This window comes from Agrobacterium sp. CFBP 3001 (genome assembly GCF_027871605.1).
In the GTDB taxonomy this organism is placed as follows: domain Bacteria; phylum Pseudomonadota; class Alphaproteobacteria; order Rhizobiales; family Rhizobiaceae; genus Agrobacterium; species Agrobacterium leguminum.
Window position 1 is genome coordinate 63,405 of sequence record NZ_JAQAHD010000020.1, and the last position, 10,245, is coordinate 73,649.

At 55.2% G+C, this 10,245-nt stretch carries 8 protein-coding genes and 3 pseudogenes; 3 read left to right on the forward strand and 8 right to left on the reverse strand.

Annotation, left to right across the window (positions count from 1 at the left end; genetic code table 11):
* Window positions 1-5: 5 nt before the first annotated feature.
* The 4 genes from PH605_RS20815 to PH605_RS20830 all read right to left on the reverse strand — a co-directional run bounded on the left by PH605_RS20815 (window position 6) and on the right by PH605_RS20830 (window position 5,348).
* The gene (locus PH605_RS20815; protein WP_080821105.1) at window positions 6-293 is read right to left on the reverse strand and encodes a hypothetical protein; all 288 of its coding nucleotides are present in this window, start codon (window positions 291-293) and stop codon (window positions 6-8) included.
* A gap of 396 nt (window positions 294-689) precedes the next feature.
* Entirely contained in the window at window positions 690-1,640 is a 951-nt protein-coding gene (locus tag PH605_RS20820) for a phytanoyl-CoA dioxygenase family protein (RefSeq protein ID WP_112967409.1), read from the reverse strand.
* A gap of 257 nt (window positions 1,641-1,897) precedes the next feature.
* A complete protein-coding gene (locus tag PH605_RS20825; protein ID WP_112967408.1) occupies window positions 1,898-4,096 on the reverse strand; it encodes a bifunctional diguanylate cyclase/phosphodiesterase in 2,199 nt (732 codons plus the stop codon).
* A gap of 622 nt (window positions 4,097-4,718) precedes the next feature.
* The gene (locus tag PH605_RS20830; RefSeq protein WP_161987969.1) at window positions 4,719-5,348 is read right to left on the reverse strand and encodes a hypothetical protein; all 630 of its coding nucleotides are present in this window, start codon (window positions 5,346-5,348) and stop codon (window positions 4,719-4,721) included.
* A 286-nt stretch (window positions 5,349-5,634) separates the two neighbouring features.
* Between PH605_RS20830 and PH605_RS20835 the strand changes: the two genes are divergently transcribed.
* Window positions 5,635-7,068, forward strand: a complete 1,434-nt coding sequence (locus PH605_RS20835; protein WP_112967406.1) for a sensor histidine kinase — start codon at window positions 5,635-5,637, stop codon at window positions 7,066-7,068.
* On the forward strand, window positions 7,065-7,709 hold the full coding sequence (locus tag PH605_RS20840) for a response regulator (protein ID WP_080821100.1): 645 nt from the start codon (window positions 7,065-7,067) through the stop codon (window positions 7,707-7,709). Before PH605_RS20835 ends, PH605_RS20840 begins: the two co-directional genes overlap by 4 nt.
* On the opposite strand, the gene PH605_RS20845 is transcribed toward PH605_RS20840, so the two are convergent.
* The 3 genes and pseudogenes from PH605_RS20845 to PH605_RS25410 form a co-directional block, all read right to left on the reverse strand.
* Complete coding sequence (locus tag PH605_RS20845) at window positions 7,706-8,200, reverse strand: hypothetical protein (RefSeq protein ID WP_161987968.1); 495 nt, start codon at window positions 8,198-8,200, stop codon at window positions 7,706-7,708. The genes PH605_RS20840 and PH605_RS20845 overlap by 4 nt on opposite strands.
* Window positions 8,201-8,746: 546 nt before the next feature.
* Window positions 8,747-8,845: pseudogene (locus PH605_RS25405) on the reverse strand (IS5/IS1182 family transposase); the annotation flags it as partial.
* Window positions 8,846-8,941: pseudogene (locus tag PH605_RS25410) on the reverse strand (IS5/IS1182 family transposase); the annotation flags it as partial.
* A 117-nt stretch (window positions 8,942-9,058) separates the two neighbouring features.
* On the opposite strand from PH605_RS25410, the gene PH605_RS20855 reads away from it, so the two are divergent.
* On the forward strand, window positions 9,059-9,709 hold the full coding sequence (locus PH605_RS20855; protein ID WP_080855013.1) for a LysE family translocator: 651 nt from the start codon (window positions 9,059-9,061) through the stop codon (window positions 9,707-9,709).
* 256 nt (window positions 9,710-9,965) lie between these two features.
* Here the strand turns inward: PH605_RS20855 and PH605_RS20860 are convergent.
* Window positions 9,966-10,245, reverse strand: a pseudogene (locus PH605_RS20860) (hypothetical protein); the annotation flags it as partial.

Below are 10,245 nucleotides of genomic sequence, written 5' to 3' on the forward strand. Positions count from 1 at the left end.
GTTGATCAATCCGCTGAATTTCCATCAAAATGCCCCTGCAATATCTGAGATTGCAGCATCGGTTGCTCGACAAGATTGCGTCTCTCGGAGCGGACGGAAGCCCATTCGGATTCTCCGGTTCGAATATTCAGTGCCTTTTCAAATATCAACTTCGATCGATAGGCGTTGAATGGCACAGGTTGGCCCTTATGGGCTGCTCGCCTGATTTTCGCACGAAGATAGTCAATTGCAGCTTTAAGTTCTTCATCCCGAACATTCGGGTTGCGCGCCAGCGCATTTTCGGCAGGCATCATGCCCTCCACAATTCCAGTACAACCGAATGATATTGTAAAGACAAGCGGTTAAAAGGCACTGAAGCGGTGTAGCGAGTCGTTGCAATGGTCCTACTCAATGTGTACCAAATTCGATCACCCGGCTTGGATTATGGATGCCAGATTCCGCACCATGAAACATCTTGTGCCAAGCGAATTCGCAAAAAGTCTTCAGGCACTTGCCACGCCAGAAAAGAAGCCGCATCTGCCGGTAAGCAAATAGACTTCCGGTCAGCTCTTACAACAATGTCGGAGAGGATTTCGATTACCGCTCCGCGGAACAGATGCAATGCGCATCCGGACATCCCGACCGGCGTAAAGGCCTCGAGTATGAGGCCTCTTCTTTCATAGCCGCATGCGCCGGTTCTGGTTGATGAATTAACGAACGATGGGCTCACCATGATACCGCCGCTTTGACGGTTTCGAAACGCCGAAGCCCACCTCCATCATCAGGCGCGGGGTTGTCTTTGCCGGAGTTCCCATATGAAATCCGAAAGGATCTTCAACGAAGCCGGTTCCGGCTTTACCTGTCAATTCGACAACATTCTCTGAGCCGTAGTACTCCAGAATCTCTTCTGCAGGATGACCAACAAGAAGCGTGAGCTGATGTTTCAAACGACGGCGATTATGGCTGCCGCGAATATAGACGTGAGGGCCGCTGTCCTTGTCCACGTCCGACAGATAAAAAAAGAACTTCAGCATACGCCAGTCATCAAGATCGAAATGATATTTGAAGGACGCACGGCTCAGGTCTGCCTCGGATGCTGATTTCGTTGGAAAGCTCCACCAGGTCCGTGTGGTAATCAGTTTCGCTTCCCCGCCAAGATAGTGTCTGGCGATCGCGATGAGCAATGGATCCTCCTGGACAGCCAATGCGGCATTGCACCCCATCACTCTTTCGAAATGATGCCCGCTCAGAATCGTACGTCCGAAACGCCGTTCAGCCTCTGCATGTTCTGCAGGAAGGAATTCAAGTTTCCGTTCAAAATTTCCGAAGCAAGGCGTTTCACGACCAAAACTGGACAGTGCCCGTTGAATATCGGGTGGCAGGCACAAGCCGTTGAAAATTCCCGTTCGACGCAATTCGTCGGCGATGGTTTCCGGTCTCAGATTACCGAACATCGAGGAAGTCGTTTCCGTTGAACCAGGTACAGTACGGGCTGTGAGCCAGTGGGCCTTGCGAAACGGCATCGTGCGGGCCAGCATGAACATGGGTAGCCAGGCCGGGTTCTCCCGGAAATCGGTTAGATATGTCGGTATACGCGCTGCCATACGCTGAAATTTGCCACCACGGCGGGCAACGGCTTCCAGATCGGGAGTGGTCGGCATCGAAAATCCTCGTAACTATTGACGCAAATTACACCCCCCAAGCGACATCAAATAAGTCACGCGGCCGTGATGCTGCAAAGCAGCAGAAATAACGGATGACAACATATAGCCTTTCTTGATGGAGCATAAATCCGCGCCTTTCCGTTTCACGGTTCAGACGGGTGATGAGGACCTGCAATCCACGGCAAGCCGTCATCGGCGCCCCAAAGTTCTGTTGTCGGCTGATCATGAGCCCTTCGAAGATGGCGCCGCTCAAGCTAGGAAATGCCTGCATAGCCTCGAAGGTTCGATGCGGTATCGGGGGAGGCTAAAAGCAGCGCGCGAGCCGCATCGGGCGAAAGAGGTCGTGAAAGCAGGAAGCCCTGGAGATAGTGACAGCCCATACTCATCAAAATGTCGCGCTGCTCGTTTGTTTCCACACCCTCGGCGGTGATCTTCAAGCCTTTGGCTCGCGCGATATTGATCATCGCGAGGACGAGGGCCCTGCTATCGCTTCTGTGCATCTCCTCGATGAAAGATTTGTCAATCTTGATGCGGTCCACCTCGATTTTCTGAACCCGCGAGAATGACGAGTATCCCGTTCCAAAATCATCGATGGCAAATCTGACGCCAGCTGCGCGCAGAGCTCCAATATTCCGCTCCGATCGACCGTCCTCACCCGTGGCAACGCTTTCCGTTATCTCGATTTCCAGTCGGTGAGCCGGTATTTGCCATTTTTCGAGCGCCGCTATTACGGTCAGCGGATAGGCAGGCGAACATAGCTCCAGTACGGAAGCGTTGAGCGCGATGTCGACATTGGGAAATTCAGCCATCATCGCACAGGCATCTTCCAATATAACGCCACCGATTTCGTGGATCAGGCCGCACTCCTCCGCCAGCGGAATGAATTGCTCAGGACTTATGTACCCGAACTCTGGATGGTTCCAACGTGCCAGTGCTTCGAAAGAACAGAGCACACCCTCCCCTGCGGAAAAAACAGGCTGATAGAATGTTTCTATCTGCGCGCCGTCATTGACCGCTTTTCGCAGGTCAGCCTCCAAAGCCCTCCTCTTGCGAAGCAGCTCATCCATATGGTCGCCGAATATCGCGTATGTATTTCTGCCGGCAGCTTTGGCATGATACAGCGCAATGTCAGCCTGCCGGATAGCTTCGTTTGCGTCGAAGACGCCTTGCTTCAGGGCGAGACCTACGCTTGCGCCGATGGCGATATGTGTGCCATCGATTTCGAAAGGCGTTCGAAGTTCTTCCACGATGGTCTTTGCGACCTGCTCTGCCTCGGGGAACTCGTTCAGCTTGACAAAGACGGTGAATTCATCGCCGCCGATCCGCGCAACGAGCGCGTCGGGCAAAAGGCCTGTCAGTCTCGCAGCAACAAGGGAGATCAATTTATCCCCTGCGGGATGGCCGAGTGAATCGTTCACCTCCTTGAACCTGTCGAGATCGGTGAACAGCACGGCATGCACCTCGCCTTCCCTCGCATTTTGCGTGGCCACCGCAACTCGCGCGTGGAATTCGGAACGATTGGCAAGACCCGTGAGACCGTCATGTGTCGCCTGGTATTGCAACTGCTCACGGCTTGCCTGAAGACGGTTCGATCGTCTCCAGAATGCATTTCCCCCGAAGCTTGCTGCACTGAATATAGCAAGAAATGCCACCGCAATTGCGGGAATGGTGGCCGCGAAAACTTTGTGTCCGGGTTTGAATGGTTGCCACTCGAAATAGCCTACCACATATCCGGATCTCGACTGCAACGTCAGATATGAAAAACGAGGGTCCGTCGGATGATGAAGCGTGAAGCGCAGATTGCGAAACTGGTACTCCTGGCCCACGGTTGCCGCGAGATCTCCATCCAGAAAGCGAACGGCGACATGCAGATTTTGTTGTCCCGGCTGCTGCTCGATATCTCCCGTGTCGGAAACGATCGGTTTAACGCTGATGATTGCCGGACGTGAGCCAACGTAAACGATGTCCGCTTCGCCAATGGACAGGACCTTGCTGCTCGTTCCCTCCTCATCGCCTGCAACAAGCCGCTCCTTCAACCTCTTTGCCAATGGCAGATAGGCGGCCGATAGACCACCGCTGATCCGGGCATCATTGGGATCGACAACAAATTGATAGATTGGATTGAGATCCGCTGTCAGTACGATTGCTGCATCGTGCCCGAAATAGGTATTCATCCATACGCCGAGATTGGTGTCCATCCAGTCGCGGTTTCGGACCATGGAATTCCTGACCGCATCATCCCAAACAGTGGCACTTTCCTGATCATGAGCGATTGATGACTTTAGTTTCGAAACCGTGAGGGCAACGACATCGCGTTGTCTTGCCACCGCGATTGCATCGCTTGCGACCGACGCCCAGTAGAGTGACAAGAGGAGAAGGCCACATATGGCCATCGACACCACGATGGGCAGGTTAAATCTCCAAAACCATTTTGACTGCAGATGGGTTAGCATTCGTTCGTATCCGCCTGTGTTTTGCTCACACTACGTGAACGAAACTTAAAACTGCTGGAACCAATATAGTTAAGTATGGCTAAGAAGGCCTTGGACATGTCGCAGCCATGGCATCCTGCGACACCGCCTCGACGGGCGACTGGTCCGGTAGGTGATCTTTGACATTTCATCCTTCGAAGGTTGGGCGGACACGCTGAGCGCCAAAGGAGCACCTTCAATGGTTCGCCGGATACGTTCGCGCATTTGCATGGCCGCGCAATAAGCCTGCAAGGGCGATTGAGGAAAGATCTTCTGCCGTCGCTGCGCGGCCGGTGGGAAAGGATGTCGTGTCGGATCGTAAATTGCCGCATCGCCATTCCGCAGGAGGTGTGACCAGATCGTGATCAATCAACGCCGGTATTTTCCTCAAAGGCTAGACTGGAAGATCCAGCTAGCCGGCGCTATGCGCCACGGCGCTCTCTGATGTGATATCGCCGGATCAAGCCCGCGGCGGGCGGCTTGATCCGGCGATAGTGCCGGTTATTACTCCGGCAAGGGGATGGCGTTGGTCGACGTCAAACTCGCATACGACAGTTGCTGAAAATTCGCCGCTGATGCAGCGCCCTCAAGCTTGCAGCAACCTTCAGTTCTGGGCTTCCTCTTCGAGAGCCTCGCGAACCTCCGCGATTTTGCCCGTGTCTGTTCCAGCGCCCAGAATGCTCTTCGCCTCCGCGATCTCCTCGCTGGTCACCGGCCTGTTTGCCAACTGTTCCAACGCCGAAACCAGCGCAGTCTCGCTAAGCGCGGGATCCGTGGGCACGGCCGTCACCCCGTACTGAATTTCGAATTCCGCGTACGCCTTCACATAAGCTGCAAGCGCCGCCATCTTGGGATCGTTGGAATTCAGATAGGCATGAAAATTTCTCTTCATCGAATTCAGGCTGCCAGTGCCCGACTTTGCGCTTTGCGTTTTCGATTTCTCGCCGTGTGTTTTTGAGGGCTTGTCTGAATGATGCGATTTCAACGATGCCGAAGAGCCCTTGTTCGCAGATGAGTTGGAGGAAGCCCGGCTTTCGCCGGCATCGGATTTTCCTCCACCATGGCCTCCCCCGTTGCCACCGCCGGCCCCACCACCGTTGCCGCCGCCATTACCACCACCGTTTCCGTCCTTGGCAAAAGCAGCATAAGTGAAGCCGACGGTATCTCCTGCCATCGGGGCAACGGCGAGGACAAGACCAAGGCTTGCGGTTCCGATCACAGAGCGGATGTTCATGAGCAGGTCCTTCATAAAATTGGGCACCGCCGCAGTTAGAGAGCCGCGGTCCCAGCAAATCGTTACGCACTACAATATTGCCGAAATTTCAGGTTTCTACTCCGCTCGGACCTATGCCTTGGGCATTCCGACCATAGTCCGATTGATCGCGCCCAATGGTCCCTGATTGTATGGACCGGAGAACTGGCTCATCTTCGGGACAAACCGTTGCCTCCTCCGGGAGACAACGGTTGACACTCCGCTTTGGCGGGATAGCTATAAAGGTTGGGGGAGATGAGTGCTGATCATGCGTGTTCTGCCGACAAGCCGTGAGTACAAAGTGCCTCTGGCAAGACTGGTCGCACGCTGGAATTCTCAATCCCTCGCAAGGCAGTTCCTCTTTGCGGGTGGTGTTGTCGCGATCTGTGCGATGGTTGTCGTGGGTTACTTCGTTTCCAGCCTGATCGAAAACGCCGTGACGCGTAATTCCGCGGCGACGACGGCGCTTTATGTGGATAGCGTGATCGCCCCTCTTCTGCCTGATATGCAAACCACCCAGGCTCTGGACGATTCGATAACGCGGGCCCTGGACGAGACACTTGGCCAGGGCGCACTTGGAAAGCGCCTGTTTTCATTCCGGCTCTGGCGCAGCGATGGAACAATTCTCTATTCCAGCGACAAGAACCTTTCCGGCAAGCAGTTCCCGCTTTCTGATGACCTCAGAACGGCCTTTACCGGCCGAATGGCAGCAAGGTTCAATCGGATAGACGACGTCGAGAGCGAGGCCGAACGCGACAGTGACAAGCCACTTCTGCAAATCTACAATCCGGTCCTACAGCCCTGGTCTGGCAAAGTCGTCGCCGTCTCTGAATTTTTCGAGGTGGCCCATGATTTCGAATGGAGCCTTAATCGGGCCCGGCTGTTGAGCTGGGTAATGGTTGCTACATTTACGATGACATTTTTCGCCCTCTTGTCGATCATAGTCCTGCGTGGAAGCCGTACCATCGACAGCCAGCGCAAGGCACTCAGTGACCGCATCGGGGAACTGTCCGCACTGCTGCGACAGAACGAAGCGTTACGCGCACGTGTTCAGCGCGCCACCCAAAGGGCAACCTCCCTCAACGAGAGCTATTTGCGCCGCATCGGTGCTGACCTGCACGACGGCCCCGCACAATTGGTCGCCTATGCCTCTTTACGACTTGACAGCCAGACACTCACCGACCCTAGAACTCCCGCCAAAGAACGCGACGCGTCCTTGACAAAAATCAAGGCCAGTCTCGACGACGCAATGACGGAAATCCGGGGCATTTGTAGTGGGTTGATGTTGCCACACATAGAAACGGATAGCCTTGCTGACCTGCTGAAACGCGCGGTCCTCGCGCATGAGCAGCGCACAGGCGTCTCCGTCGAACTCTCGTTGAACAAGAGGCCTGCGAGCCTTTCCACCTCGGCAAAGATATGCATCTATCGTTTTGTACAGGAGGCGCTGAACAATGGATATCGCCATGCCGGCGGCATCGGGCAAAAGGTTGCGCAAACATCTCAAGACGGACTGATTATCATCGAAGTTATGGATAAAGGGCACGGCTTCAGCATGAGTGATGTTTCGCCCCAGAAACTCGGCCTTGCCGGTCTCAGGGATCGCGTGGAAAGCCTGGGAGGCGTCTTCCATCTTTTCTCCTCAGACCGGGGAACCACCGTACGGATGTCGCTTAATATCGAGGAAATGGAGCAGGCATGACGGCGCAACAAATAAGCCTGGCAGTTGTGGACGATCACCCCCTCTTCAGGGAAGGCGTCATCCGAAGCCTGACGGAAATGGACGGATTCAATGTCGTTGGAGAGGGCAGCAGCAAGGAAGACGCTCTGCGTATCGCGGTAGAGCACCAACCCGACATCCTGCTGCTCGATATCTCCATGCCGGGCGGTGGGCTCGAAGCTATCTCGCTTATACTTGATCGGGTGCCCGGTCAGAAGATCGTGATGCTGACGGTTTCCGAGGCAGGTGATGACGTCATGGCAGCGCTGAGAAATGGAGCGAAGGGCTACGTCCTGAAAGGGGTTGGCTCACGTGCACTTGCCGACATTATTCGAAGCGTCGCGGCAGGCGACAGTTACGTTGCACCCACCTTGTCCGCACGCCTGATTTCGGAAAGCGGATCGGGTGCCCGGGCCAATCCCTTTACCGCATTGACGGATCGGGAGCACCAAGTGCTCGAGCTTGCATCTGCCGGATTAAGCAACAAACATATCGGTCTCAAACTGGACCTCCACGAAAAGACGATCAAACACCATATGACACAGATTTTCACCAAGCTTGGCGTAAGCAACCGGACGGAAGCCGCGATGGCGTTTCGCGACGAGATTGACAGGCGCCGTTAACGAAGGAAGGATCTGAGCCGCTGCTCGTCTGCAACCGTTGCATCGCGGTTGACGATTGTACGGCCCTTTGAGTCCTTCATCACGTATCGCCCCCGCTGCACAGTTTCACTGATGCCGTCCTTATGGCGAACGGTCAGGGCGCCGCCGGCTTCATTCGTTGCGTCATCGGCATCAGTCTGGCTTTTTGCAGCACTTCCAGTGCTCGACGACTGGCCGCTATTGTTTGCCTTGCCACCCGAATTGCCGTTGCCGTTGCCGCCACTGTTACCGTTGCCTCCTCCGTTGCCGCTTCCCCCTCCGTTTCCGCCACCTCCGCTACCTCCACCGCCGCCGTTCCCGTTGCCACCGCCGTTGCCGCTTCTGGCCTCAGCCACTTGCTCGGCAAATGTCGCAGAAATACCGTGAATTTTTATTGTATAAGGGAGAGCGGTGTTGAAGAGGGTCAACAGCAGGTACGGGAAAACGGCGATCAGTTTGCGGCGCAATAACACATCTGGCTCCTGAGGTACCGATTGGATCCGGCAACGGGTAGCACGCGAGAACCGGTCGGCAAGGTTTTGAACGCCTTACAAATCGTCGCGACACCGCAAGTGGTCAAGCCCTGGCCTGAAGAGAAAACCTCCTTTGGACTTCAGCAATCGCCTAAGAGACTTTTGCACCTGAATAACATTAGACCAAAGTCGGAAGCGACATGGGCAGAAGCCTCATTGCCTGTTGGTTTCCACGCAGAACTGAGCCGGTTACCCGGCAACGATTGCTCTCTCTATAACAGAGATAATGTCGACGGGGTCATGCCTCTGAGAACAATCCCTACCGCGCTAGTGAAACACTCACAAGGGTTGCGGTAGGGTCCGACGTCCTGAGGCACCCAAATCCACAACTCGCGGCGGAGGTCACGAGACGGGGAACGGTCATAGGGCAGCGAATTCGTCGCCGAGGGCGTCGTGATCTCCGCCTTCTTCATAGAACGGATCCCGAGGGCGATACGCGTCGATGACAGTTCTCAAGTGTCGGGAAATTTTCACGCGGAGAAATACCCGGATGCGATCAGTATCGTAGGCTTTGTCCGCCAGCACGATTGTTCCAGGTCCATCGTGGTCGAGCAGATGGTCGGCGGCTTGTCCGTCATGTTCTTGCCTGCCGCCATCGACGCACGGCACCCCCCGTGGCTTGTTGGGTAGCAGCGACTTAATCGCGCGCCATTCAAAGTCTGTCAGGTCATGTCGGCTCATAGGGACCGCTGAACCAGAAATCGGCGCGACGTGACAGCGTAAAAGCAGAACACGACCTCGCATTGGAGGCAGCTCAATGCTATCGTTCGTGCAATAGAAAACGGGGGCAAAACAATCATGGATTTGGCAATTCCCAGCGCAGCCAATCTCAGCCTGTTCGTCAGCGCCACGCTGGTGCTGCTTCTTGTGCCGGGCCCGGCAGTCCTTTACATCTTTGCGCGCTCGGTCGAGCAGGGCCGTTCTGCCGGCCTCGTTTCAATCCTTGGCATTCATACCGCCACACTTGTTCACGTCGTCGCCGCCGCTGTTGGGCTCTCGGCGCTTTTGGCATCCTCCGCGCTTGCCTTCAGCGTGGTGAAATATGCGGGCGCGGCCTACCTGATCTGGCTTGGCCTCAAGAAGCTCCTCGGGTCGTCGGACATTCCCGACGTCGAGGGCGGTTTGCCGAAGCGAAGCAGCATGCGCATCTTTCGTGAGGGCTTCATCGTCAATCTCCTCAATCCGAAGACCGCATTGTTCTTTCTGGCTTTCCTGCCGCAGTTCGTTGAGGTCGATCGTGGCCATATGGCAATGCAGATCGCCTTTCTCGGAATTCTCTACACGTTGATTGGTGTTCTGACGGATTGCACCTACGCACTTGCTGCCGGCACGGCCGGCAACTGGCTGAAGCGCAGTCCCGCCTATCTGAAGGCCGAACGCTGGGTTAGCGGCTTCGTTTACATCGGCCTTGGCCTGACGGCCGCTTTTGCTGGCAATCAAAAGAAATAGACCACCTGTCATACCTGTTGGACATTCTCGGACTCGGTGTGTCGCCGCCTGAACCTAGCTGGGGACGTATGCTCGTCGCTCAAAGTCAGTCATGGGGTGCGCAAGTGGCATCCGCGCTTAGCTTCTTGATGATTGCGATCTTCGCCTTCAGTTCCAGCGATATTATCTCGCGAAAAACCTGAAACCTTTTACGTCTCGCATTTTGGGGCGGTCTGTCGGGTTGCGTGACAATTTACCTGCGGTATACGCCACGACCTCACCGACTTGAGCCGATATTGATGACGGCGGATAAACCTACCTGAACAAAAGAATACTCGACCGCACCTCGTTTCCACCAGGCTGTCGTACTTTCGATCGCGTCATTCTTGTCCAGATTATCCGGTGCACCAAGCCTCTCCGATAACGCATCCAGGAAACCGGCAGGTCTTGGCGTGGAATATGCGCATGCTTTGTGTCCGTTCGGACCAGCAGCAAGCCAAAAAGACAATGACTCGGCTCCGCCTGCCTTCTCTTGCCGCCAGCCCACAACGTCCACC

Coding starts and splice junctions, on each gene's coding strand:
- PH605_RS20835 (WP_112967406.1), top strand. CDS start 5,635: ATGCGTGTTCTGCCGACAAGCCGTGAGTACAAAGTGCCTCTGGCAAGA.
- PH605_RS20855 (WP_080855013.1), top strand. CDS start 9,059: ATGGATTTGGCAATTCCCAGCGCAGCCAATCTCAGCCTGTTCGTCAGC.
- PH605_RS20825 (WP_112967408.1), bottom strand. CDS start 4,096: ATGCTAACCCATCTGCAGTCAAAATGGTTTTGGAGATTTAACCTGCCC.
- PH605_RS20815 (WP_080821105.1), bottom strand. CDS start 293: ATGATGCCTGCCGAAAATGCGCTGGCGCGCAACCCGAATGTTCGGGAT.
- PH605_RS20840 (WP_080821100.1), top strand. CDS start 7,065: ATGACGGCGCAACAAATAAGCCTGGCAGTTGTGGACGATCACCCCCTC.
- PH605_RS20820 (WP_112967409.1), bottom strand. CDS start 1,640: ATGCCGACCACTCCCGATCTGGAAGCCGTTGCCCGCCGTGGTGGCAAA.
- PH605_RS20830 (WP_161987969.1), bottom strand. CDS start 5,348: ATGAACATCCGCTCTGTGATCGGAACCGCAAGCCTTGGTCTTGTCCTC.